At 71.8% G+C, this 24,256-nt stretch carries 24 protein-coding genes; 4 read left to right on the forward strand and 20 right to left on the reverse strand.

Translation table 11 applies throughout. The features are described 5' to 3' along the window. Positions 1-17: 17 nt before the first annotated feature. From EZM51_RS18925 to EZM51_RS18950, 6 genes are all read right to left on the reverse strand, one after another. Entirely contained in the window at positions 18-878 is an 861-nt protein-coding gene (locus EZM51_RS18925) for an SseB family protein (RefSeq protein ID WP_136709868.1), read from the reverse strand. Beyond that, complete coding sequence (gene priA, locus EZM51_RS18930) at positions 862-1,608, reverse strand: bifunctional 1-(5-phosphoribosyl)-5-((5-phosphoribosylamino)methylideneamino)imidazole-4-carboxamide isomerase/phosphoribosylanthranilate isomerase PriA (protein WP_136709869.1); 747 nt, start codon at positions 1,606-1,608, stop codon at positions 862-864. The genes EZM51_RS18925 and priA overlap by 17 nt, the downstream gene beginning before the upstream one ends. A gap of 97 nt (positions 1,609-1,705) precedes the next feature. After that, entirely contained in the window at positions 1,706-2,344 is a 639-nt protein-coding gene (hisH, locus tag EZM51_RS18935) for an imidazole glycerol phosphate synthase subunit HisH (RefSeq protein ID WP_136709870.1), read from the reverse strand. Next, on the reverse strand, positions 2,341-2,955 hold the full coding sequence (hisB, locus tag EZM51_RS18940; protein WP_136709871.1) for an imidazoleglycerol-phosphate dehydratase HisB: 615 nt from the start codon (positions 2,953-2,955) through the stop codon (positions 2,341-2,343). The genes hisH and hisB overlap by 4 nt, the downstream gene beginning before the upstream one ends. Positions 2,956-2,964: 9 nt before the next feature. Next, on the reverse strand, positions 2,965-4,065 hold the full coding sequence (locus tag EZM51_RS18945; RefSeq protein ID WP_136709872.1) for a histidinol-phosphate transaminase: 1,101 nt from the start codon (positions 4,063-4,065) through the stop codon (positions 2,965-2,967). Positions 4,066-4,111: 46 nt separating this feature from the next. Then, the gene (locus EZM51_RS18950; protein WP_136709873.1) at positions 4,112-4,507 is read right to left on the reverse strand and encodes a LysM peptidoglycan-binding domain-containing protein; all 396 of its coding nucleotides are present in this window, start codon (positions 4,505-4,507) and stop codon (positions 4,112-4,114) included. Between the two features lie 267 nt (positions 4,508-4,774). Between EZM51_RS18950 and lexA the strand changes: the two genes are divergently transcribed. Beyond that, positions 4,775-5,458, forward strand: a complete 684-nt coding sequence (gene lexA, locus EZM51_RS18955) for a transcriptional repressor LexA (RefSeq protein ID WP_248305746.1) — start codon at positions 4,775-4,777, stop codon at positions 5,456-5,458. A gap of 69 nt (positions 5,459-5,527) precedes the next feature. Here the strand turns inward: lexA and EZM51_RS18960 are convergent, their stop codons facing one another. The 4 genes from EZM51_RS18960 to hflX all read right to left on the reverse strand — a co-directional run bounded on the left by EZM51_RS18960 (position 5,528) and on the right by hflX (position 11,515). Then, on the reverse strand, positions 5,528-6,292 hold the full coding sequence (locus EZM51_RS18960; protein WP_136709875.1) for an alpha/beta hydrolase: 765 nt from the start codon (positions 6,290-6,292) through the stop codon (positions 5,528-5,530). Positions 6,293-6,432: 140 nt separating this feature from the next. Then, positions 6,433-8,778, reverse strand: a complete 2,346-nt coding sequence (metE, locus tag EZM51_RS18965; protein WP_136709876.1) for a 5-methyltetrahydropteroyltriglutamate--homocysteine S-methyltransferase — start codon at positions 8,776-8,778, stop codon at positions 6,433-6,435. Beyond that, positions 8,775-9,761, reverse strand: coding sequence for a methylenetetrahydrofolate reductase (locus EZM51_RS18970; protein ID WP_136709877.1), 987 nt, complete (start codon positions 9,759-9,761; stop codon positions 8,775-8,777). Before EZM51_RS18970 ends, metE begins: the two co-directional genes overlap by 4 nt. A 224-nt stretch (positions 9,762-9,985) precedes the next feature. Beyond that, on the reverse strand, positions 9,986-11,515 hold the full coding sequence (hflX, locus tag EZM51_RS18975) for a GTPase HflX (RefSeq protein ID WP_136709878.1): 1,530 nt from the start codon (positions 11,513-11,515) through the stop codon (positions 9,986-9,988). Between the two features lie 42 nt (positions 11,516-11,557). On the opposite strand from hflX, the gene EZM51_RS18980 reads away from it, so the two are divergent. Further along, positions 11,558-12,169 (forward strand): methyltransferase, encoded by a 612-nt coding sequence (locus tag EZM51_RS18980; protein ID WP_136709879.1) that lies wholly within the window; start codon positions 11,558-11,560, stop codon positions 12,167-12,169. 15 nt (positions 12,170-12,184) lie between these two features. Here EZM51_RS18980 and dapF read toward each other — a convergent pair whose 3' ends face one another. From dapF to EZM51_RS19030, 10 genes are all read right to left on the reverse strand, one after another. After that, a complete protein-coding gene (dapF, locus tag EZM51_RS18985) occupies positions 12,185-13,066 on the reverse strand; it encodes a diaminopimelate epimerase (protein ID WP_136709880.1) in 882 nt (293 codons plus the stop codon). Positions 13,067-13,070: 4 nt separating this feature from the next. After that, on the reverse strand, positions 13,071-13,991 hold the full coding sequence (miaA, locus tag EZM51_RS18990; RefSeq protein ID WP_136709881.1) for a tRNA (adenosine(37)-N6)-dimethylallyltransferase MiaA: 921 nt from the start codon (positions 13,989-13,991) through the stop codon (positions 13,071-13,073). A 1-nt stretch (position 13,992) separates the two neighbouring features. Next, positions 13,993-15,585 (reverse strand): tRNA (N6-isopentenyl adenosine(37)-C2)-methylthiotransferase MiaB, encoded by a 1,593-nt coding sequence (gene miaB / locus EZM51_RS18995; RefSeq protein WP_136709882.1) that lies wholly within the window; start codon positions 15,583-15,585, stop codon positions 13,993-13,995. A gap of 12 nt (positions 15,586-15,597) precedes the next feature. After that, entirely contained in the window at positions 15,598-16,410 is an 813-nt protein-coding gene (locus tag EZM51_RS19000; protein WP_136709883.1) for a regulatory protein RecX, read from the reverse strand. Between the two features lie 35 nt (positions 16,411-16,445). Then, positions 16,446-17,513 (reverse strand): recombinase RecA, encoded by a 1,068-nt coding sequence (recA, locus tag EZM51_RS19005; RefSeq protein WP_136709884.1) that lies wholly within the window; start codon positions 17,511-17,513, stop codon positions 16,446-16,448. 298 nt (positions 17,514-17,811) lie between these two features. Then, positions 17,812-18,057 (reverse strand): DUF3046 domain-containing protein, encoded by a 246-nt coding sequence (locus EZM51_RS19010; RefSeq protein WP_136709885.1) that lies wholly within the window; start codon positions 18,055-18,057, stop codon positions 17,812-17,814. A gap of 64 nt (positions 18,058-18,121) precedes the next feature. Beyond that, positions 18,122-18,430, reverse strand: a complete 309-nt coding sequence (locus EZM51_RS19015; protein ID WP_136709886.1) for a helix-turn-helix transcriptional regulator — start codon at positions 18,428-18,430, stop codon at positions 18,122-18,124. Between the two features lie 145 nt (positions 18,431-18,575). Further along, positions 18,576-20,132, reverse strand: a complete 1,557-nt coding sequence (locus EZM51_RS19020; protein ID WP_136709887.1) for a tripartite tricarboxylate transporter permease — start codon at positions 20,130-20,132, stop codon at positions 18,576-18,578. Further along, positions 20,125-20,688: a tripartite tricarboxylate transporter TctB family protein gene (locus EZM51_RS19025; RefSeq protein ID WP_136709888.1), complete on the reverse strand. Its 564-nt coding sequence runs from the start codon at positions 20,686-20,688 to the stop codon at positions 20,125-20,127. Before EZM51_RS19025 ends, EZM51_RS19020 begins: the two co-directional genes overlap by 8 nt. After that, the gene (locus EZM51_RS19030; RefSeq protein ID WP_248305742.1) at positions 20,685-21,752 is read right to left on the reverse strand and encodes a tripartite tricarboxylate transporter substrate binding protein; all 1,068 of its coding nucleotides are present in this window, start codon (positions 21,750-21,752) and stop codon (positions 20,685-20,687) included. Before EZM51_RS19030 ends, EZM51_RS19025 begins: the two co-directional genes overlap by 4 nt. A 188-nt stretch (positions 21,753-21,940) precedes the next feature. On the opposite strand from EZM51_RS19030, the gene EZM51_RS19035 reads away from it, so the two are divergent. Further along, positions 21,941-23,569, forward strand: a complete 1,629-nt coding sequence (locus EZM51_RS19035) for a sensor histidine kinase (protein ID WP_248305743.1) — start codon at positions 21,941-21,943, stop codon at positions 23,567-23,569. Beyond that, positions 23,566-24,249: a response regulator gene (locus tag EZM51_RS19040; protein ID WP_211195990.1), complete on the forward strand. Its 684-nt coding sequence runs from the start codon at positions 23,566-23,568 to the stop codon at positions 24,247-24,249. Before EZM51_RS19035 ends, EZM51_RS19040 begins: the two co-directional genes overlap by 4 nt. The last annotated feature ends 7 nt before the right edge of the window (positions 24,250-24,256 follow it).

Genomic DNA, 24,256 nt, shown 5'->3' on the forward strand with positions numbered 1-24,256 from the left:
CAATATACCGCAGTGGTTCAGCCGGACACCGGAACCAGGCGCACGGTGAGGGAGTCGACCAACGTCGCGATCGCGTCGTCCGCCGCCCATCGCGTCGCAAGTCGCTGCAACACCGCGTCGAGCTCGGCGCGGGTGAGTCCGTCGACGAGCGAGAGCCGCACGACGAGCTCCGGGCCCGCGAGTCGGGCATCGGGGTCTCCCGCTGCGATCTCGACGCCGAGCACCGCGAGCTCGGTGCCGATCGAGCGCTCGAATGCCGCACGCACCTCCGGCGCCTCGAACGACGGCTGCCACGGCTGCTGCTGTGCGACCGCCCAGACCGCGGGGCGGCGCAGGACGAACTCGCTGTCGGAGCCGGGGTCGAGCACCACCAGGTCGGTGCCGTCGTCGGCGGCGGCGAGCGCCACGCGCACGCCGTCGGCGGGGACCGGCCGCGCGATGGGATTCCACCTCGTCATCGCGTCGACCGAGGCGAACACCGGCAGCACTCGCCGCCCGTCGGGTCCCTCGACCGTGACGATCGACAACTCCTGGCTCTTGTCGATCGGAAGGCCGTGCGCACCGACCTCGGTGCCCCCGGGCCCCCCTGGGCCTGCCGAAGGGTCGCCGAGCTCGGCGAGGAGCGGGATCAGCAGGCGCGAGTGGGAGAACTCGGCGACGACCTCGGCCTGCCCGCCGTCGCCCGCACGGAAGCGCCGGATCGCGGCGGCGAGGGCCTCCGGGGCGCGGCCGTCGTCGGCGGCATGCGGATTCGGCTGGAACGAGCGGCCGGCCCACGGTACGCCCGCGGAGTCGGCGGCCGGGTGCTGCGGCACGTCGCTGCGGCCCGCGGCCGCGGCATCCGTCGCCCCGTCGTCGGGGTCAGTGTCCGGCGACATCCAGCGCCTCGGCCAGCGTGAACGCGCCGGCGTAGAGGGCCTTGCCCACGATCGCTCCCTCGAGGCCGAGCGGCACGAGCTCGCGCAGCGCCGCGATGTCGTCGAGGCTCGAGACGCCCCCCGACGCCACGACCGGCCGGCGCGTGCGTTCCATGATCTGTCGGAGCAGGTCGAGGTTCGGTCCCTGCAGGGTGCCGTCCTTGGTGACGTCGGTCACGACGTAGCGGGCGGCGCCGGCCTCTTCGAGGCGGTCCATCACCTGCCACAGGTCGCCGCCCTCCTTCGTCCAGCCGCGCGCGGCGAGAGTCGTGCCGCGCACGTCGAGGCCGACCGCGATCGCCTCGCCGTACTGCGCGATCACGGAGGCCGCCCACTCGGGGTTCTCGAGCGCCGCCGTGCCGAGGTTGATGCGCTTCGCGCCGATCTCGAGGGCGTGCTCGAGCGACGCGTCGTCGCGGATCCCGCCGGAGAGCTCGACGTTCACACCGCGAACCTGCCGGATGACCTTCTTCAGCACGCCCGCGTTGGAGCCGCGACCGAACGCGGCGTCGAGGTCCACGAGGTGGATCCACTCCGCACCCTGCGCGGCCCAGTCGGCCGCGGCGTCGACGGGGTCGCCGTAGTTCGTCTCGGTCCCCGCCTCGCCCTTCGTCAGGCGGACGGCCTTGCCGCCCGCGACGTCGACCGCCGGTAGCAGCACGAGGCGCGGGGTCTTGCTGAACTCACTCATCACTGTCCTTGTTCGTCGGCTGTGGAACGCCACGTCGGCACAGTCACAGCATCCTAGTCCGATGCGGACGCCGGCGTTCGCGCATGACGGCGTACGCTCAGCCGAGCGTTCCCAGCCAGTTGGCCAGGAGTCGGATGCCGGCATCCGACGACTTCTCGGGATGGAACTGCGTCGCCGACAACGGGCCGTTCTCGACCGCGGCGAGGAACGGCCCGCCGTGCTCGGCCCAGGTGAGCTTCGGCGTCGGGAACGGCGGCATCACGTCGAGCTGCCACTCCTGTGCGGCGAACGAGTGCACGAAGTAGAAGCGCTCCTGCTCGATGCCCTCGAAGAGCACGGATCCCTCGTCGGGCGTGACGGTGTTCCAGCCCATGTGCGGCAGCACGGGGGCGGGAAGCTCGGTGACCGTGCCCGGCCACTCGCCGAGGCCTTCGGTGTCGACGCCGCGCTCGACGCCGCGCTCGAAGAGCACCTGCATGCCCACGCAGATGCCGAGCACCGCCCGCCCGCCCGCGAGGCGTCGGTCGATGACCTCGTCGCCGCGGACGGCGCGGAGCTGATCCATGACGGCCTTGAACGCACCGACGCCGGGCACGACGAGCCCGTCGGCCTCGAGCGCGGCCGCGCGATCGGCCGTGACCTGCACGTCGGCACCGGCACGCTCGAGCGCCTTGGCCGCGGAATGCACGTTGCCCGAGCCGTAATCGAGCACGACCACGCGTCTCGTCGGGCTCACAGGGCACCCTTGGTGGAGGGGATCCCGGTGACGAGGGGGTCGAGCGACTTCGCCTGCCGGAACGCACGTGCGAAGGCCTTGAACTCGGCCTCGGCGATGTGGTGCGGATCGCGGCCCGCGAGCACGTTGACGTGCACCGTGAGGCCCGCGTTGAACGCGATGGCCTCGAACACATGCCTCACCATCGAGCCGGTGAAGTGACCGCCGATGAGGTGGTACTCGAAGCCGGCCGGCTCGCCCGTGTGCACGAGGAAGGGCCGTCCGGAGATGTCGACGACGGCCTGCGCGAGCGCCTCGTCGAGCGGCACGAGCGCGTCGCCGTACCGCGAGATGCCGCGCTTGTCGCCGAGCGCCTCGCGGATGGCCCGACCGAGCACGATCGCGACGTCCTCCACGGTGTGATGCACGTCGATCTCGATGTCGCCGCGCGCACGCACGGTGAGGTCGGTGAGCGAGTGCTTGGCGAACGCCGTGAGCATGTGGTCGTAGAACGGCACGGTCGTCTCGATGTCGCTCACGCCCGAGCCGTCGAGGTTCACCGACAGGTCGATGCTCGACTCGCTCGTCTCACGCTGCACGCGCGCGGTACGGGAGGAGCCGGGAGAGGTCATGCGACCATCCTATTCGCCGCGTCGCTCGGAGTTCGCCGGGGCGAACACGGCGATCGCCTCGAGGAACGCGGTCGTCTCGGCCTCGGTTCCCGCGGTCACCCGCAGGCTCCCCGGCAGCCCGATCTCGCGGATCAGGATGCCTCGCTCGAGGAGCTCCTCGAACACCGCGTGCGGGTCGTCGACGCCGCCGAAGAGCACGAAGTTCGCGCCGCTCCGGTACGGGCGGAAGCCCATTCGCGCGAGCTCGATCGAGATGCGGTCGCGCTGCGCGCGGATCTCGTCGACCATCGCGAGCATCTCGCCGGAGTGCGCGAGCGCGCCGAGGGCTGCCGCCTGGGTGAGCGCCGAGAGGTGGTACGGGAGCCGCACGAGGCGCAGCGCGTCGATCACCGCGGGGTCGGCGGCGAGGTAGCCCACCCGGGCGCCCGCGAACGCGAAGGCCTTGCTCATGGTGCGGGAGACGACGAGGCGTGGGCGACCCTCGAGGAGCGTGAGCGCACTGGGCGTGCCGGGATCGGCGAACTCGATGTACGCCTCGTCGACGACGACGATGCCGCGCGCGGCGTCGGCCACCGCGGCGACGGTGTCCAGCGAGAGCGGGGTGCCGGTCGGGTTGTTCGGTGCGCAGAGCAGCACGAGGTCGGGGTCGTGCTCGCGGACCGCGGCCACCGCGGTGTCGGCGCTGAGCTCGTAGTCGGCGTCGCGCTTCGCCGTGACCCACTCGGTGCCGGTGCCCGAGGCGAGGAGGCCGTACATCGAGTAGGTGGGCGCGAATCCGAGCGCGGTGCGACCCGGGCCGCCGAAGGCCTGCAGCAGGTGCTGCAGCACCTCGTTCGAGCCGTTCGCCGCCCAGATGCGGTCGGGCTCGAGGCCGTGGCCGAGGTAGCCCGCGAGCGCTGCGCGGAGCTCGGTGAACTCGCGGTCGGGATAGCGGTTGAGGCTCAGGATCGCCGCGGCCACGCGGGCGACGATGTCGTGCGCGACATCCTCGGGGATGGGGTGCGTGTTCTCATTGACATTCAGCGCGACGGGGACGGATTTCTGCGGAGCACCGTACGGGGTGCGGCCGCGCAGGTCGTCACGGAGAGGAAGGTCGTCGAGGCTCGTCACCCGTCCATGCTAGCCACGGGCACGAGGTCGCCCCGCCCGTGCGGCATCAGGGAACGACCGGCAGCGCGAGCCGCTGGCCCGGCTCGAGGGTCGCCTCGTCGAGGCCGTTGAGCCGCATGATCTCGTCGATCACGACGCGCGGGTCGCCCTGTGGCGCGATCGACTCGGCGATGGCCCAGAGCGAGTCGCCCTGGTGCACCGTCACGTAGTCGAACGTGCGCGCCCCGAACTGCGCACCGATGTCGGCGGCGGCCCCGCCCGAGCCCAGGATGGTCACGACGGCCCAGATCACGAGGGGCAGCGCGCCGAGTGCCGTGAACACGATGCGGCCGCGCCGAGTGAGACGGAGACGGGTCGCAGTGGGCACCGGAGACGCCGGCACCTCGGCGGCCCGCGGGCGAACCGAAGTACCGAACCCGCTGGGGGCGATCGCTGCGCTCATGTCACACCTCCGATGGGAGCCGTACCCGGCCCTCGGCCGGGAGGGCCGGATACGAAACTCTGTTCCGAATATATCTTCGAATCTTCGAACCCGCAAGCGACGCGCCCCGCTCGATTTCGCCGCGGATTCCGCGACACACTCGAACGAATGTTTGCCGCACCGACTCCAGCCGGATACAGTTTCGAATGTCCGATCACAGTCGAACAGAAACCACCGACATCCGGTCGCATACGGCCGCAACGAGGGGCGAAGACGTTGAGCACCGACATCGACGATGCGCGCGAGACCGGCCGGCAGCGCCGGCGCAAGAATCTCAGCGCCAAGCAGGTCGCGATCCTCGAGGTGATCCAGCGTTCCGTCTCCTCGCGGGGCTATCCGCCGAGCATGCGCGAGATCGGCGACGCCGTCGGCCTCTCCTCGCTCTCGAGCGTCACCCATCAGCTCAACCAGCTCGAGCTCGCGGGCTATCTCCGGCGCGACCCCAACCGCCCACGGGCCCTCGAGGTGCTCATCGAGCTGCCCGACACCGCCGATCGGTCCGCCGCCGCGGGAGAGGGCAGCGCCGCTCCCGTCGGGGACGCGGCCATGGTGCCGCTCGTCGGCCGCATCGCGGCGGGCATCCCGATCACCGCCGAGCAGCAGATCGACGAGGTCTTCCCGCTCCCCCGTCAGCTCGTCGGCAAGGGCGAGCTGTTCATCCTCAAGGTCGTCGGCGATTCGATGATCGACGCCGCCATCTGCGACGGCGACTGGGTCGTCGTGCGGTCGCAGCCCACGGCGGAGAACGGCGAGATCGTCGCCGCCATGCTCGATGGCGAGGCGACCGTCAAGGTCTTCCGCCAGCGCGACGGCCACACCTGGCTGCTCCCCCGCAATTCCGCGTTCGAGCCGATCCTCGGCGACCAGGCCGAGGTGCTCGGCAAGGTCGTCGCCGTCCTCCGCACCGTCTGAGGAACGAGTCTCCGAGGAGCGGGTCTCCGAGGAGCGGGTCCTCGGCGCGCGGCGCCCGGCGTGACGCCGCTACGCGGCGACCGCGAGCGGGGCCGGCGTGCGCTCCGCAACGCGCACGTGGTCGCACAGCCAGCCGCACACGGTGTCCATGAATCCGGCGTGATCGTCGCGGAACACCGTGTGCCCGGTGCCGGGGACGGTCGCCACCGTCATGCCCCTGCCGCGCAGCTGCGCCGCGACCCGCTCGGTGATGAGCAGGCTCTTCTCGGCGAGCACGACGAGGCTGGGCGCCACGAGGCGAGCCGGCGGCACGAGGCGGCGCGTGTCCGTGAAGCCGAGGATCGTGCGCTTGTCCCAGTCGCGAAGCGTCGCCACCTCGATGTCGACATCGGTGGCACTCCACTTCGGGTTCATCCGCACGAGCGCGGAACGCTTCGGCCGCGGGGCGATCGCGAAGAACAGCTTGAACGCGAACCCGCGGATCCCCGTCGGGAACGAGAACGCCGGGTCGATGTAGATCGCGGCACGCGGCGCCAGGCGATCGGCGACGAGGCTCGCGACGAGCCCGCCGAGCGAATGCCCCATGACCACCTCGGGCGGACCGTCGAGCAGAGGCTCGAGGGTCTCGACGACGTCGTCGGCCCAGGCGCTCGGCGAGTAGTTGCGCGCCCGAGGGCTGCGGCCGTGTCCGGCCAGGTCGACGGCGAGCACCCGGAACCCGTGCGTCTCGAGTTCGCGCGTGACCCGATGCCAGGCGCGCGAGTCCGACATGATGCCGTGGATGAGTACGGCGGTCTTGGTGCCCCCACCCGATTCGTGTACCGCGAGTCGCATACAGACGACGGTACGTCACGTCCCTGAACGATCGCCCGACGCGTCGGCGGGGGTTGCGTTCGGCGAGGCCGTGTGGCACGACCGGCGATGCGATGCCGGATGCCGCGGGCTCGCGACATCCGGCCCTCCAAATGTCTCGGCTACCTGGCCGGCACCGGCTCCCGGAGGCCGGCCCGCACCGCGCGCGTCGCCTCGATGATGTGCCGGAGCGACGCCACCGTCTCGTCGTAGCCGCGCGTCTTCAGGCCGCAGTCGGGGTTGACCCAGAGCCGCGAGGCCGGGATCTCGGCGACGGCGCGCTCGAGGAGCGCCTGCACCTCCGCGGCACCCGGCACGCGCGGCGAGTGGATGTCGTAGACGCCCGGGCCGATGCCGTGGTCGAAGCCGCTCGTCGCGAGGTCGTCGACCACCTCCATGCGGCTGCGCGCCGCCTCGATCGACGTGACGTCGGCGTCGAGGTTGCGGATCGCGTCGATGACGACGCCGAACTCCGAGTAGCAGAGGTGCGTGTGCACCTGCGTGGCGGGCGCGGCACCGCCCGTCGCGAGTCGGAATGCGCCGACCGACCAGTCGAGGTAGGCGGGCTGGTCGGCGCGCTTCAGGGGCAGCAGCTCCCGCAGCGCCGGCTCGTCGACCTGGATGATGCGGATGCCCGCGGACTCAAGGTCGGCGATCTCGTCGCGGAGCGCGAGCGCCACCTGACGGGCCGTGTCGCCGAGCGGCTGGTCGTCGCGCACGAACGACCACGCGAGGATCGTCACCGGTCCGGTGAGCATGCCCTTGACCGGCTTGTCGCTGAGCGACTGGGCGTACGCCGACCAGTCCACGGTCATCGGCGCGGGCCGCGACACGTCGCCCCAGAGGATCGACGGGCGCGTGCAGCGCGAGCCGTACGACTGCACCCAGCCGTGCTGCGTCACGGCGAAGCCGTCGAGCAGTTCGGCGAAGTACTGCACCATGTCGTTGCGCTCGGGCTCGCCGTGCACGAGCACATCGAGCCCGAGCTCCTCCTGCAACCGGATGACGCGGGCGATCTCCTCGTGCATGAGCTCGCGGTACCCGGCCTCGGTGAGCTCGCCCGTCTGGAGCCGGGCGCGGGCACGACGGATCTCGCCGGTCTGCGGGAACGAGCCGATCGTCGTGGTCGGCAGCTCGGGCAGGTCGAGGGTCGCCTGCGCCGCGACGCGCTCGTCGTAGGCGGCCCTGGTCACGTCGCGGTCGGTGAGCACGGCGAGCCGGTCGCGCACCCCGGGGACGCGCACGCCGGGCGCACCGGCGCGATCGACGAGGGCCGCGGATGCCGCGACGAGCTCGTCCTCGATCGACTCCCGCCCCGCGACGAGACCGCGCTCGAGGATCGCGACCTGTGCGACCTTCTGGTCGGCGAACGCGAGCCAACTCACGAGGCGCTCGTCGAGGGCGGTCTCGTCGCCGACGTCGTGCGGCACGTGCAGGAGCGAGGTCGACGTCGACACGGACACGTCGCCCGCGAGGGAGCGCAGCGCCTCGAGCCGGTCGAACGCCTGCGCGAGGTCGCCGCGCCAGATGTTGTGTCCGTCGATCACGCCTGCGACGAGCGTCTTCGCGGCGAGCGATTCGGCGGTCGCGGCGTCGAGGTGCTCGGGGACGCCGCCGCGCACGAGGTCGAGCCCGATGGCCTCGACCGGGGTGGCCGCGAGGGCGGGCAGGGCGTCGTCGAGGCCGCCGTACGGCGCCGCGACGAACAGCGACGGACGACGGTCGGCCGCGCCGAGCGCGTCGTACGCGACGCCGATCGCGTCGAGCACACGCCCGCGCGGTTCGTCGATGCTCTCGCTCACGAGCGCGGGCTCGTCGAGCTGCACCCACTCGACGCCCGCGGTGCAGAGCTCGGCGAGCAGCGCGGCGTACGCCGGCACGAGGTCGGCGAGCCGGTCGAGGGGCCGGAATCCCGCCGGAGCGCCGTCGGCGGGCTTGGCGAGCAGGAGGAACGTGACCGGACCGACGATGACCGGTCGCGTGAGGTATCCGGCCGCCTTCGCCTCGGCGAATCGGGCGACGATGCGCTCGGCGTGCGGGGTGAACGCGGTGTCGGGGCCGATCTCGGGCACGAGGTAGTGGTAGTTCGTGTCGAACCACTTCGTCATCTCGAGGGGCGCGTCGTCGCCCTCGCCGCGCGCGATCGTGAAGGTGCCCGCGAGGTCGACCGACCCGTGCTCGTCCTGCAGCCGGCGGAAGCGCTCGGGCACGGCGCCGACGGCGACCGCCGCGTCGAGGACCTGATCGTAGTAGGAGAACGACTCGGGGATCGATGAGTCGTCGCGGCCGAGTCCGAGCGCCACGAGGCGCTCACGGGTCGCCGCTCGGAGTTCGGCGGCGCGGGCCTCGAGCTCGCCCGCGTCGATGCGGCCGGCCCAGAACGCCTCGACGGCGTGCTTGAGCTCACGGCGGCGCCCGATGCGCGGATAGCCGAGGATGGTCCCGGTGGGGAAGGCGGGTACGTTCATGGTGTTCTCGTGTTCCTCTCGATGCCCGCGAATGCGGGGGTGCGGAGGCCGAGCCGGTCGAGCACGGCGAGCACGGCCTCGTGGCGGTTGAAGGTGTACAGGTGGAGTCCCGGAGCGCCGCCGTCGAGCACGTCGGCGGCGAGCCGTGCGGCGTGATCGACGCCGGTGGCGAACTGCCGATCGGGATCGGCGTCGGCCTCGAGCGCCCTGACGAGTCGGCTCGGCGCGGGCACCCCGGTGAGCTCGACGAGCCGCGCGAGGCGCGCGGGCGTGGTGACCGGCATGATGCCGGGCAGGATCGGCATCGTCACGCCGCCCGCACGGGCGCGTTCGATGAAGCCGAGGTAGTCGTCGGCGCCCCAGAAGAGCTGCGTGAGGGCGAGATTCGCCCCGGCGACCTCCTTCGCGAGCAGGGTGTCGATGTCTTGCTCGAGGTCGCGCGAACGCGGATGTCCGGTCGGGAACGCCGCCACGGCGACCCGCTCGGGGCGCGGCCGCTCCCGGATGCTCGTGGCGCCCGGGAGCCCGGGGATGCCGGCCTGCCCGAACGGTTCGCGCTCCTCCTGCACGCGGTGGATGAGCTGCACCAGCTCGGCGGCGCTCTGCAGGTCGCCGAGGCCCGCCTCGGGGTCGGCGCCCGCCGGCGGGTCGCCACGCAGCGCGAGGAAGCTCGTGATCCCGGCGTCGAGGAACTCGCGCACGAGGCGGTTCGCCTCGGCGTGGCTCGAGCCGACGCAGGTCAGGTGCGCCATCGGCTCGACGCGGGTGTGCTCGAGCATGTGGCGCAGCACCGTCAGCGACCGGTCGCGGGAGGATCCCCCCGCGCCGAACGTGACCGACATGAACGAGGGCCCGGTGTCGGCGAGCCGGTCGATCGTGCTGCCGAGCGCGAGCGCCGCGGCATCCGTTCGGGGCGGGAACAGCTCGAACGAGATCGGCGGCCTCGGCCGACAGTCGCCGCCATCGGGCGCGGTGCCTGTCATGGTGCTCCTGGTGGCGGATGCCGCACCGGGAGGTCGAGAACGCAGCACACGCCGCGTCCCGTCCAGCCGTCACGGCGGGTGGGTCTCGCGGGCGGGTGCCGGGCTCGGCGGTCGCTCCAGGCGGGCGGCATCCGGCCGCTCGCCACGATCAGGTGCGACGATACGCGAGGCCCGAACGCCGCGTCATCCGTGTGACATCACGTGACACCGGGAGACGCGGAATGTCACGCGGGCACGGATGCCGCGACGTACTCCGCCAGGTGCGCCGCCTGTTCGGGCGAGGCGAGCGCTCGGATCCGCGTGCCGTCCTCGACGTAGTCGACCGACAGCACCCGGCCGGTCTCGTGGAGGGTGGACACGATGTCGCCGCGGTCGTACGGCACGAGCAGGTCGATCTCCACCGCCGGGTCGGGCAGCATGCGCGCGATGGCCTCGAGCACGTCGGGCACGCCGGCTCCCGTGCGCGCCGAGGCGAAGACCGCGTTCGGCTCGAGGCCGCGCAGCACGAGGCGCTCCTCGGGCGTGATGAGGTCGGACTTGTTGAAGACGACGAGCTCGGGGATGTCGCGTGCGCCCACCTCGCCGATGACGTCGCGAACGGTGGCGATCTGCCCGGCCGGGTCGGGATGCGCCGCATCGACGACATGCACGATGAGATCGGCGTCGGCCACCTCCTCGAGCGTCGACCGGAATGCCTCGACGAGCTGGTGCGGAAGGTTGCGCACGAAGCCCACCGTGTCGGCGATCGTGTACACGCGCCCGTCGGCCGTCGTGTTGCGGCGCACGGTCGCGTCGAGGGTCGCGAACAGGGCGTTCTCGACGAGCACGCCGGCGCCCGTGATGCGGTTCAGCAGGCTCGACTTGCCGGCGTTCGTGTAGCCGGCGATGGCGACCGACGGCACGGCGTTGCGCCGGCGGTTCGCGCGCTTGGCCTCGCGGGCCGGCTTCATGCCGGCGATCTGCTTGCGGAGCTTCGCCATGCGCGAGTGGATGCGGCGGCGGTCGAGCTCGATCTTCGTCTCACCGGGTCCGCGCGAGCCCATGCCCGCGCCCGCGCCGCCCACCTGGCCACCGGCCTGGCGGGACATCGACTCACCCCAGCCGCGCAGGCGCGGGAGGAGGTACTCGAGCTGGGCGAGCTCGACCTGCGCCTTGCCCTCGCGGCTCTTGGCGTGCTGGCTGAAGATGTCGAGGATGACCGCGGTGCGATCGATGACCTTGACCTTGACGACGTCTTCGAGGGCGCGCCGCTGGCTGGGCGCGAGCTCGGTGTCGGCGATGACCGTGTCGGCGCCGAGTGCCGCCACGACGTGCCGGAGCTCCTCGGCCTTGCCACTGCCGAGGTACGTGCTCGGGTCGGGGTGCGGTCGGCGCTGCAGGAGCCCGTCGAGGACCCGCGCACCCGCCGTCTCGGCGAGGGCTGCGAGCTCGCGCAGCGAGTTCTCGGCCTCCTCCTGCGAACCCTGCGCGTACACACCGATGAGCACGACGTTCTCGAGACGGAGCTGCCGGTACTCGACCTCGGTGACGTCCTCGAGCTCGGTGGAGAGCCCGGTGACGCGCCGGAGCGCCGCGCGTTCCTCACGGTCGAACTGCTCGCCGTCGACCGAGGCCGCGTCTGGGGCATCCGCCTGCTGCCGCTGGATCGCGGCGGCGCCCGTCGTGCCGAACCGCGCAACCCCTGCCTTCGACTCGGCGCTGCGCAGCACCCGCTCGACGGCGTCGTCGGTCGGACGGTCTTCGGCTTCGTTCATCGTGTCAACCCTACTTCTCTTCGCGTGCGATAGCTTGCGTGTATGAGCTCCGACCACTACTTCTCGTCTTCGCCTCGGAGCGATCCCGGCACCCGCGCCATCCGCGTGCGCCTCGCCGGCCGAGAGGTCGAGCTCCTCACGGCGGCCGGCGTGTTCAGCCCCGAACATCTCGATCAGGGCACTCGCGTGCTGCTCGACACCGTGCCCGAACCCCCCTCGTCGGGCCACCTGCTCGACCTCGGCACCGGTTGGGGCCCCATCGCGCTGAGCCTCGCCATGCAGTCGCCCGATGCCACGGTCTGGGCCGTCGACGTCAACGAACGCGCCCTCGATCTCGTCCGTCGCAATTCCGCACGCCTCGGCATCACCAATGTCAACGCCGTGCTGCCCGACGATGTTCCCGCCGAGGTGCGGTTCGCCGCGATCTGGTCGAATCCGCCGATCCGCGTGGGCAAGCAGGCACTGCACGCCATGCTCGCGCACTGGCTTCCGCGGCTCGACGACGACGGTGTCGCGTGGCTCGTGGTGGCCAAGCACCTCGGTGCCGAATCGTTGCAGCGATGGCTCCGCGACGAGCTGCGCCTCGAGGTCGAGCGGGCGGCGAACTCCAAGGGATTCCGCGTGCTGGCCGCCCGGCGCACGGCCGGCTCCTGACCCGGCTCGCCGGCGTCAGGCGAGGCTGAGCACCCCGTCGAACACCAGCTCGGCCGGACCGGAGAGCAGCACGTGCTCGCCGTCGCCGTCCGCGACCACGCGAACGCCGAGCACGCCGCCCGGCACCTGCACGCGCCACACGTCGGGCGCGCCGGCGCCGGCCCAGTGGCGCACCGCCATGGCCGCGGCGACCGCACCCGTGCCGCACGAGAGGGTCTCGCCTGAGCCGCGCTCGTGCACGCGCATACGGATGCGGCCGACGCCCTCGTCGACGAGGGGCTCGGCGGGCACCACGAACTCGACGTTCGCGCCCGCCTCGGGCGCCGGGTCGAGGATCGGGACGTACGCGAGGTCGAGCCCGTCGAGCTCGTCGTCGTCGGCGAGGGCGACGACGACGTGGGGGTTGCCGACGTCGATGCCGAGACCGGGCCGGGCGACCGGCAGGTTCTTGGCGCGCACGAGCGGTTCGCCGCCGGCGAGCCGCCAGGCACCGAGGTCGGCCTGGAAGCCGTCGCCATTGCGGGTGACGGTTCGCACGCCGGCCCGCGTGCCGATCGCCATCGATCCGCCCGGGTGCAGTTCGGCGAGCCCCTGGTCGAGGAGGTACTTCGTGAACACGCGGATGCCGTTTCCGCACATCTCGGAGACGCTGCCGTCGGCGTTCCAGTAGTCCATGAACCACGTCGCCCGCGGATCCTCGGCGAGGGCGGCCGCGCCGGCGTCGAGGTTCGACGATCGCACGGCGCGGATGAGGCCGTCGGCACCGACGCCGAAGCGGCGGTCGCAGACGGCCGCGATCTGCGTGGGCGTGAGCTCGGTGTCGCCCTCGGGGTCGCTGAAGAGCACGAAGTCGTTGCCGGTGCCCTGCCCCTTGGTGAATCGCAGATCGAAGGACATCACCTCAGTCTAGGGCTGCCTGGCGGGCGAGCTCGGCGCCCCGGGCGACCACGTCGTCGGCGTCGATCGTGCTCGCGTCGCGGTAACGTGCGAACCAGCCGACCTGACGCCTCGCGTAGGTGCGGGTGAGCTGCCGGGTCTCGGCGATCGCGTCGTCCGGCGTCATCCGCCCGTGCAACTGCGCGAGCGCCTGGGCGTACCCGATGGCCTTGCGAGCGGTGATCCCGCGCTCGAGTCCGAGGGGCACGAGCGAGCGCACCTCGTCGACGAGGCCCCGCTCCCACATGCGCGCCACCCGGGCGTCCAGTCGCTCGACGAGGCGGGCGCGAACGCTCCGCAGATGCACGATGCGATGGTCGCGCCAGGGCACGGGCCGCTCGGGCAGGCGCGCCGCCTTCGACTCGCCGGTGAGTTCGATGACCTCGAGGGCGCGCACGATCCGGCGGCCGTTCTGCGGGTCGACGCTCGCGGCCGTCTCGGGGTCGATCCCCCTGAGCCGGGCGTGCAGGAGGCCCGGGCCGACCTCGGCGAGCTCGGCCTCGAGGCGCGCGCGGATCGCGGCATCCGTGCCCGGGAACCGGAAGTCGTGGATGACGCTCGACACGTACAGGCCCGAGCCGCCGACCAGCAGCGCGACGCCGTCGCGGGCGAGGATCTCATCGATTGCGGCACGGGCGTCGCGCTGGTACGCGGCCGCGGATGCCTCGTCGGTGACGTCGAGCACGTCGAGCAGGTGGTGCGGCACGCCGCGTCGCTCGGCGAGGGAGAGCTTCGCCGTGCCGATGTCCATGCCGCGGTACAGCTGCATGGCGTCGGCGTTGACGACCTCGGCGACCCGCCCTGCGCGCCCGAACGCCTCGGCGAGGTCGAGCGCGAAGTCGGACTTGCCGGTGCCCGTGGCGCCGACGATCGCGATGAGCGTCACGTCAGCGCTGGGCGTCGCTCGGGTCGTAGATCGGCATGGTGCCGACCCCGGGCGCCACGAGCGGCTGGGTGCCGCGTGCGCGGAGCGTCGGCAGGCCGAGCGAGACGCGACCGGCGGATGCCCCGGGCTCGGCCGGGACGGCGCAGCTCTCGGCCTCGGCGCGATCCCACGCGTCGCCCGCGCGGGTACGGCGGATCGTCAGTGGGGCGTCGTCGAGCGAGTCGGCCAGCAGGTGGAACGGTGCGGCCTGCGTGATCGTGACCGACACGATGTCGCCGGGCCGCGGCGACTCGGAGCCCGCCGGCACCTCGAAGTGCACGAGACGGCTGTCTTCGGCGCGGCCGCTGAGACGGTGGGTCTCGGCGTCCTTCTTGCCCTCGCCCGTGGAGACGAGCACCTCGACGGGCCGGCCGACGAGCTTCTGGTTCTCCTCCCAGGAGATGCGCTCCTGCAGGGCGATGAGGCGGTCGTAGCGGTCCTGCACGACCTCCTTCGGCACCTGGTCCTCCATCGTCGCCGCGGGCGTGCCCGGGCGGATCGAGTACTGGAACGTGAACGCGGACGCGAATCGTGCGGCCTCGACGACGCGGAGGGTCTCCTGGAAGTCCTCCTCGGTCTCGCCGGGGAACCCGACGATGATGTCGGTCGAGATCGCGGCGTTCGGGATGCGCGCGCGGACGCGGTCGAGGATGCCGAGGAACTTCTCGGAGCGGTACGAGCGGCGCATCGCACGCAGGATGCGGTCGGAGCCCGACTGGAGCGGCATGTGCAGTTGCGGCATGACGGCGGTCGTCTCGGCCATGGCGTCGATGACGTCGTCGGTGAACGCGGCGGGATGCGGGCTGGTGAAGCGGATGCGCTCGAGCCCCTCGATCTCGCCGGCGGCCCGCAGCAGCTTGCCGAACGCCTGTCGATCGCCGAACTCCACCCCGTAGGAGTTCACGTTCTGGCCGAGCAGGGTCACCTCGATCGCGCCGTCGTCGACGAGCGCCTGGATCTCGGCGAGGATCTCACCGGGGCGCCGGTCCTTCTCCTTGCCGCGCAGCGCCGGGACGATGCAGAAGGTGCAGGTGTTGTTGCAGCCGACGGAGATGGACACCCAGCCGCTGTAGGTCGAGTCGCGCTTGGTCGGGAGCGTCGACGGGAACACCTCGAGTGCGTCGAGGATCTCGAGCTGCGCCTCGTCGTTGTGGCGGGCGCGTTCGAGCAGGCTCGGCAACGAGCCCATGTTGTGGGTGCCGAACACGACGTCGACCCACGGCGCCTTCTCGAGGATGACGTTCTTGTCCTTCTGGGCGAGGCAGCCGCCCACGGCGATCTGCATGCCCTTGTGGCGACGCTTCACGCCGGCGAGGTGACCGAGGTTGCCGTACAGCTTGTTGTCGGCGTTCTCGCGCACGGCACACGTGTTGATGACGACGATGTCGGGCTCGGCGCCCTCGGCGGGCACGTAGCCGGCGGCCTCGAGCGAACCGCTCAGGCGCTCGGAGTCGTGCACGTTCATCTGGCACCCGAAGGTACGGACCTCGTAGGTCCGCGGCGCGGGCGCGATCTCGGTGGCCTCGACGGGCGAGACCTCGTGGAGGGTGCTCATGATCGCACCAGTTTACGAGCCCTCGGCTGAGAGCGCGGCCGTCACCGCCTCACGCACCACCTCGCCGGGGTATCCGCGGCGCTGCAGGAACGCGGAGAGCCGACGTTCGGCCGTCTGCCGGTCGAGCCCGGTCAACTGCCGCGCGCGGCGCTCGGCGACGGCCAGGGCGTTCTCGCGCTCGACGTCGGGGTCGAGCGCCTCGATCGCGGCTCTCGCCGCCGAATCGTCGACGCCCCGCCGCGTGAGCTCGTGGAGGATGGCGCCGCTCCCCCGCCCGCGACGCGATCCGCTGACGTGCACGAGCTGTTCGGCGAGACGTGCGTCGTCGAGGTACCCGAGGCGTTCGTAACGGTCGATCCATTCCTCGATCTCGGCTTCGTCGAGGCCGTGCTCGGCGAGCACCGCTCGCACCTCGGCGATCGACAGGGCCGACCGGCGAAGTCGGGAGACCACGAGGCGATCGATGCGCTCGTCTCGCTCGGCCCCCGTCTCGTCGGACTGCTCGTCGACGATCGCGAACCGACCGCGCCGTGCGGAGCCGGCCGGGTGTCGGTTGAGCGCGCTCCGATCGCGCCGGGCCGGGCGTTCGGCGCCCGCCTCGCGACCGGCGCCCGCCTCGCGACCGGCGCCCGCCTCGCGAACGGATACCGCCTCGCGAACTGCCTCCGCCTCGCGAACGGCTTCCGCCTCGTGGTCGGCGACCGCCGCCTCGCGGACCGGGGCGACGGTGCGCTCAGCCCCCGATCCGGACTCGATCGCGGGCTCCGCGGGCGTCACCCATGGCAGGTACGAGACCGGGGCGAGGTGCTCGGCTGCGTCGTTCATCCCACTGCCTCCCCCAGTCTCGTGCACGCGTGCGCTCAGGCGCCCTTGCGCCCGAGCTTGGTTTCGATCGACTCGACGTTCGACGGCGCCTGCGCTCCGCCTGCCGGCTGACCGATGCCGAGCTTCACGAGGATCTTCTGCTCGATGTCGGCAGCGATGTCGGGGTTCTGGATGAGGAAGTTGCGGGCGTTCTCCTTGCCCTGCCCGAGCTGGTCGCCGTCGTAGGTGTACCAGGCGCCCGACTTCTTCACGATGGCCTGGTCGACCCCGTAGTCGATGAGGCTGCCCTCACGCGAGATGCCGACGCCGTAGAGGATGTCGAACTCGGCCTGCTTGAACGGCGGCGCCATCTTGTTCTTCACGACCTTGACGCGCGTGCGGTTGCCCACCGCCTCGGTGCCATCCTTCAACGTCTCGATGCGGCGGATGTCGAGACGCACCGACGCGTAGAACTTCAGCGCCTTGCCGCCAGCCGTCGTCTCGGGGCTGCCGAAGAACACGCCGATCTTCTCGCGGAGCTGGTTGATGAAGATCGCCGTGGTCTTCGTCTGGTTGAGCCCGCCCGTGAGCTTGCGGAGCGCCTGCGACATGAGACGCGCCTGGAGGCCCACGTGCGAGTCGCCCATCTCGCCCTCGATCTCGGCGCGGGGCACGAGCGCGGCGACCGAGTCGATCACGACGAGGTCGATCGAACCCGAGCGGATCAGCATGTCGGCGATCTCGAGCGCCTGCTCACCCGTGTCGGGCTGGGACACCAGCAGGGAGTCGATGTCGACGCCGAGCTTCTTCGCGTAGTCGGGGTCGAGCGCGTGCTCGGCGTCGATGAAGGCGGCGATGCCGCCGGCGCGCTGGGCGTTGGCGATCGCGTGCAGCGTGAGCGTGGTCTTGCCCGACGACTCGGGACCGTAGATCTCGATGATGCGGCCGCGGGGAAGCCCGCCGACGCCGAGCGCCACATCGAGCGCGATGGACCCCGTGGGGATGACCTCGACCGGAGCGCGTTCTTCGCTGCCGAGCCGCATGACCGACCCCTTGCCGAACTGTCGGTCGATCTGGGCGAGTGCCGTCTCGAGTGCTTTCTCGCGGTCTGCGGGTGATGGCATTGCTGGCTCCTTGGATGCTCGATGCTGCTGCCTCTAGGCTGTCGTTCCACGTTGCGGGCCTCGCTCTTCGGCGCTGACCCGCGGCGTCTCGCGACAAGGCGGTTGCGGTGTGTTCCGACGCATCGACCGTATGGCCGACCACCGACATCCGTGTCCCCGGGAGGCCGGATGTGGAGGGATGCGTCGTTCCTCCTGCTGTCGAGGACGAGCCTAGCCGAGCATCCGAACGGATGTTCGAAGCGACGCCCGCGTGTCGAACACGTCTTCGGGCCGTCACGCCGCGTACGCCGGCGTGTGGTCAGCCGGCGCCGCCGGCGCCACGCCGGCCGGGCTCACGGCGCCCCACGCCGTGCCGACGCGCCGGCGGGACATCCGTGGCCTCGCAGAGGGCGAGCCACACGTCGCGCGGCGGCACGCCGGCGGCGAGCGCCTCACGGGCGGTGCGGCCGCCCACGGCCGCGAGCACGAGGTCGTTCACGACCACGCTGCCGTAGCCGGGACCGAACTCCTCGTCGACCGCGACCTGGAACTCGCTCAGCTTCATCGATCGTCTCCGGACGCGGCATCGGCCGGTCCGAAGACCGGCCGATGCGCTGTGACGTATTGGGTCAGCGGACCATCATGTCCGCGTCGAACTCCGCGACGAGCTCGTCGGGAACGCTCTCGGGCACCACGGCGACACCCTCGAGCACGGCGATGCGGTCGCCGACCTCGTGCATGATCACCGAGATGGGCGTGTCGAGCGCCTCGGCGACCGAGGCGAGGATCTCGGAGGAGGCCTCCTTCTGGCCGCGCTCCACCTCGCTCAGATAACCGAGTGCCACGCTCGCCTTGGACGCCACCTGGCGAAGGGTGCGCCCCTTCTGCAGACGGAAGTCCCTCAGAACGTCGCCGATCTCCTGTCGAACCAGAACCATCGGGAACCTCCTTCAATCTGCCTGCGACTCCGCCGGAGCCGGAAACGGGAGCGCCAGTCTAGCTGACTCTCGATGCTTCCAATCTAGCGTTGCACACTGGGGCTTTCGTGTGAACCTGCCACGTGTAACAGGGTGTTCACGATCGTTATTCCACGCGCTCCGCGTCCTGGGCGGGCTGCTCGGCCGGGAAGGGAGCGGATGCCTCGAGCCGGGCCTTCCGCCGCTTCAGCCACATTCCCAGTCCGACGATGACCGCCAGCGTCGAGTAGGCGACGATCGCGAAGGGGCTGTGCACGAGGTACGACAGGTCGCCCTGGCTGATCGCCATCGACTTGCGCAGCTGCTCCTCCGCCATCGGCCCGAGGATGCCGCCGACGACCATGGGCGCGACGGGGTAGCCGTAGCGCCGCATGAGGAACCCGACCACCCCGACGACGAGCAGGGTGAGCGTGTCGAGCACGTTGAAGTGGAGCGCGTAGGCGCCGAGCCCCGCGAACGCGAGGATTCCCGCGTAGAGGTACGGGCGCGGGATCCGCAGCACCTTCACCCACATGCCCACGAGCGGGAGGTTGAGCACGAGGAGCATGACGTTGCCGAGGTAGAGGCTCGCGATGAGCGCCCACACGAGGCCCGACTGGTTCTCGAAGAGCATGGGCCCTGGCCGGATGCCGTAGGACTGGAACGCCGAGATGATGATCGCCGCCGTCGCGGTCGTCGGCAGCCCGAGGGTCAGCAGCGGCACGAGCACGCCCGCGGCGGCGGCGTTGTTCGCGGCCTCGGGTCCGGCCACGCCCTCGATCGCCCCGCGGCCGAACTCGCCCTTGGCCTCGCCGCGGGCGAGCTTGCGCTCCGTGGCGTAGGAGAGGAAGGTCGCGACATCCGCCCCGCCCGCGGGGATCGTGCCGATCGGGAAGCCGATGGCCGTGCCGCGCAACCAGGGCCGCCACGACCGCGACCAGTCCCGCCGGCTCATCCACGTACGCCAGCCGCGGGTGACGGGGATGACGCGCACGGGCCCGTGCCGGAGCCGCGAGGCCACGTACAGCGTCTCGCCGAGGGCGAAGAGCCCGACGGCGATGATGACGACGTCGATGCCGTCGGCGAGGCTCGGCACGCCGAACGTGTAGCGCTGCTGCCCCGAGAGCACCTCGGTGCCGACGAGGCCGAGGAGCAGCCCGAGGCCGAGCGAGGCGAGCCCGCGCGGCACGCTCGAGCCGAGGAGCGCCCCGACCGTGAGGAACGCCACGACGATGAGCGCGAAGTAATCGGCCGGACCGAGCTGCACCGCGAGCCGCGCGATGCCCGGCGCCAGGAAGGTGAGGGCCAGCGTCGCCGCCGTGCCGGCGACGAACGAGCCGATGGCGGCGGTGGCGAGGGCCGCGGCGCCGCGGCCGGTCTTGGCCATGCGGTTGCCCTCGAGCGCGGTCACGATGGAGGCGGACTCCCCCGGCGTGTTCAGGAGGATGGAGGTCGTCGACCCGCCGTACATGCCGCCGTAGTAGATGCCGGCGAACACGATGAGCGCCCCGGTCGGGTCGAGCGAGTAGGTGAGCGGCAGGAGCAGGGCCACGGTCATGGCCGGCCCGATGCCGGGCAGCACGCCCACGGCCGTGCCGATGAACACGCCGAACAGGGCGTAGAGGAGGTATTGGGGCTGCAGCGCGGTGGCGAAGCCCTCGAGCAGTGCGGTGAGGCTATCCATGGAAGATCGGGATCCAGTCGAGGAGCGGGCCCGCGGGCAGCGAGAGACCCAGCCAGGCGCCGAAGACGAGTTGCGTCACGAGCCCGAGTCCGAGCCCGGCGAGCACGGCGACCCACCAGCGCTTCGCGCCGAGCGACCACGCCGCGCCCGCGAAGAGCACAGCCACCCCGATGGGCCAGCCTGCCCACTCGATGAGCACGAGCTGGGTCAGGAAGAAGGCGACGAGCTTCGCCACGGTGAGCCAGTCGGTCGGGGCATCCGGATCGACGTCTTCGCCGTCGTCGGGCACCCCCCGGCGCCCCCGTGCGACCTGCACGATGACGGCGACGGATGCCGCGACCAGCAGCACGCCGACGGCGTAGGGGAAGACGCGCGGGCCGAGCACGCTCGCCGATCCCGGCGGCACCCTGATGAATCCCGCGCCGATGATCGCGTAGACGCCGAGCGCCGCGCAGACGGCGGCGAACGCGTATTCCCCGACGGGTGCGCGCGTGCCCCGAGGCGGGGCTCCCCCCGACGCCTGCGCGTCGAGGGGAGCCGGTGCGGACTCGGTCACGGTTCCACCAGGCCGATGGACTGCAACGTCTCCATCACCGCGACGATGTCGGCGTCGAGGAACGTGCGGAACTCGTCGCCCGTGAGGAACGCGTCGGCCCAGCCCTTTTCCTCGAGCGTGTCCGCCCACGCCGCGGTGCCGTGCAGGTCGGTCACGAGGGCCGTGAGCGCCTCGACGTCGGCGTCGGAGATGCCGCCCGGCGCGAGGAGCCCGCGCCAGTTGGTGAGCTCGACGTCGTAGCCCTCGTCGATGAGCGTGGGGACGTCGGGAAGGAGCTCGACTGGCTCGGGCGACGACACGGCGAGCGCGCGCAGCTCGCCCGCCTCGATCTGCTCGACGAACTCGCCCACGCCCGAGATGCCCGCCTGCACGGTGTTGCCGAGGAGCATGGTGACGGCCTCGCCGCCGCCGGAGTTCGGGATGTAGTTGAGCGTCGACGGGATGTCGGCGGGGTCGACGCCGGCCTCGGTGAGCAGCATGCCCGCGAGGATGTGGTCGGCGCCGCCCGCCGATCCGCCGGTGACCGAGATCGCCGCGCCCTGCTCGACGATCGCGTCGACGAGGTCCTCGGTGGACTCGTACGGCGACGACGCCGGCACGACGAGCACGAGCGCCTCCTCGGTGAGCCTGGCGATCGGGGTCATGTCCTCGATGCGCACGGCCGAGGCGTTCGTCTCGACGGCGCCGACCATGACCAGGCCCGTCACCATGAGGGTGGCCGGGTCCTTCTCGTTCGCGAGCGCCGCGAGGCCGACCGTGCCGCCGGCGCCGCCGACGTTCTCGACGGGCGCCGAGCCGACGAGGCCCTCGTCGGTGAGCACCTGGGCGAGCGCCCGAGCGGTCTGGTCCCACCCGCCGCCCGGATCGGCCGGCGCGATGAGGTGCACGGCGTCGAGGGATGCTGCAGCGGCATCCGCCTCGCCGTCGGTGCCGCCCGCCGGCGAGCCGCAGGCCGCGAGGCCGAGCATCGCGGCGATGCCGACGGCCGCGAGGGCGCCTCGGGTCGCCTTCCGGGTCGGGGCGTGGGTTCCGGCCGACGTGCTCGGCCTGCTGTGTGATCGCAACGTTCTCCTCCTCGAGTGCCCGGCGATGTCGCCGGGCGGACGATCGATGTCGGCCCGACGCTATGGCCGCCGTCGCCCACGGGGAATGCTGCGGTCGTAAGGGTCGTACTGGTCGTTTCGGTCGATTCGGTCGTATTGGTCACGGTCCCGGATGCCCCGTGCACGATCGGGTGCGTCACACTGGACGGGTGGGCCGGTCGATGACGCTTGGCATGCAGCTGCTGCTGCTGCAGGTCGCCATCGTGCTCACCACGGTCGTCGGCACCGGGCTCACCGCCATGTGGCTGCAGGAACAGCAGCTGCGCGAGGCGTACCAGGAGCGCATGATCGCCGTCGCGCAGTCGGTCGCGGGGCTGCCCGTCATCCTCGACGCGTTCGACGACGTCGACCCGTCGGCCACGATCCAGCCGGTGGCCGAGACGATCAGGGAGGCGTCGGACGTCACGTACGTCGTCGTGGCGAACGATCGGGGAATCCGATACTCCCACCCGAACCCCGACCGCATCGGCGAAGAGGTGTCGACCGACCCGACCATCCCCCTGTCGGGGCGGATCTACGTCGGCACGCAGACCGGAACCCTCGGCGAGTCCTGGCGGGTGAAGGTGCCGATCTTCGGCCCCGACCGGGAGGTCATGGGCCAGGTGTCGGTCGGGATCCTCGAGTCGGAGTTGCGTGAGGACTTCCTCAGCGGGCTGTGGGGCCTGCTCGCGGCACTCGTCGTGGCCGCGGTCGTCGGCGTCGTCGGGTCGGCCTGGATCGGACGGGTCATCCGCCGCCGGATCTACGGCCTCGAGCCCGACGAGATCCGCGCGATGCTCGAGACGCGCGAGGCGATGCTGCACGGCATCCGCGAGGGGCTCGTCGCGGTCGACGACACCGGCCGCCTGGTGCTGATGAACGACGCGGCGGCGCGCCTCCTCGACGTCGGGGACCCCGACGCGGTGCTCGGCGCCCCGATCGAGTCGGTGCTCGACCACGAGCTCGCGCGCTTCATCGCGTCGGGCGAGGACCGGGAGACGCCGGTGCTCTCGGGCGAGCGGGTGCTGCTCGTGCACGGCGACCGCGTGAGCGTCGACGGTCGCGAGGTCGGCTCGATCGCGATCCTCCGCGATCGCACGGAGCTCGAGACGATGCTCCGTGAGCTGGAGGGCGCGCAGGGGCTCGCCGAGGGACTGCGCGCGCAGTCGCACGAATTCTCGAACAAGCTCCACGTGGTGAGCGGACTGCTCGAGCTGGGGCACGTCGACGCGGCCATCGCCTTCATCGAGCGGGTGGGCAGCGGCGGCGCCCTGTCGTCGCTCGACGAGCGCGACGGGATCGCCGACGTCGAGGCCGCCGCACTCGTGCTCGCGAAGCGGTCGCGTGCCCTGGAGCTGGGTGTCGCCCTCGAACTCGATCCCGACTCGCACCTCGACGCGGCCCACGGCGACGTTCCCCGCACGGACCTGCTGACCGTGGTCGGCAACCTGCTCGACAACGCGATCGAGGCCTGCGCACTCGGCGGCCGGGTCATCCTCTCGATCCGCGACGACCTCGATCCCGGCGTCGTCGTCGTGACGGTCGACGACGACGGCCCCGGCGTCGCCGAGGAGCTCCGCGACGCCGTGTTCGAGCCGAACGTGAGCGGCAAGTCGGCCACGCCGGGCAAGCCCCGCCGCGGCATCGGCCTGACGATCGTGAAACGCGTGGCGACCAGGCTCGGCGGATCGGCCATCGCCGGCGTCTCCCCCGCCGGCGGCGCGCGATTCACGGTGCGCCTGCCCTGGGCGTCCGCCCCGATCAGTGCACCGGCCGAGACGATCGGCACGCCGCCGTGAGCGAGATCCGGGTGGTCGTCGTCGACGACGACTTCGCCGTCGCGCACGTGAACCGGGCCTTCGTCGACGCGCAGCCCGGCTTCACGGTGGTCGCCGAGGCGCACACGGGCGCCGACGCCCTGGCCGCCATCGAGCTGCACCGCCCTCAGCTCGTGCTGCTCGACGTGTACCTCCCCGACCTCGGCGGCCTCGACGCGCTGCGACGCCTGCGGGCCGCCGGCGATGACGTCGAGGTCATCGCGGTGACGGCCGCCCGCGACCTCGACACCGTACGACGGGCGAGGCTCCTCGGCGTGCGGCACTACCTCGTGAAGCCGTTCTCGGGCGCGAGCCTCGGCGAACGGCTCGAGGAGGTGCGACGCGGCATCGCCGCCGACCGCCTGGCGCCCGGCACGACGCTGGACCAGCACGCCGTCGACCAGGTGCTCGGTGCCGTCGCGTCGCGCCGCGCGACGCTGCCGAAGGGGCTGTCGGCCGTGAGCCTGGAACGGGTCGCGGCGCAGCTCGGCGCGTGCCGCACGGATGCCTCGGCCGCGGAGATCGCCGAATCGCTCGGGATGAGCCGCGTGAGCGCTCGCCGTTACCTCGAGCACCTCGTGGCGACGGGCGCTGCCGAGGTGGCGCCCCGGTACGGCTCGGCGGGGCGGCCCGAGCACCGGTACCGTGCTCCCGTGCGCTGAGGCCGGA

It is taken from the genome of Agromyces sp. H66 (assembly GCF_004959775.1).
GTDB lineage: Bacteria > Actinomycetota > Actinomycetes > Actinomycetales > Microbacteriaceae > Agromyces.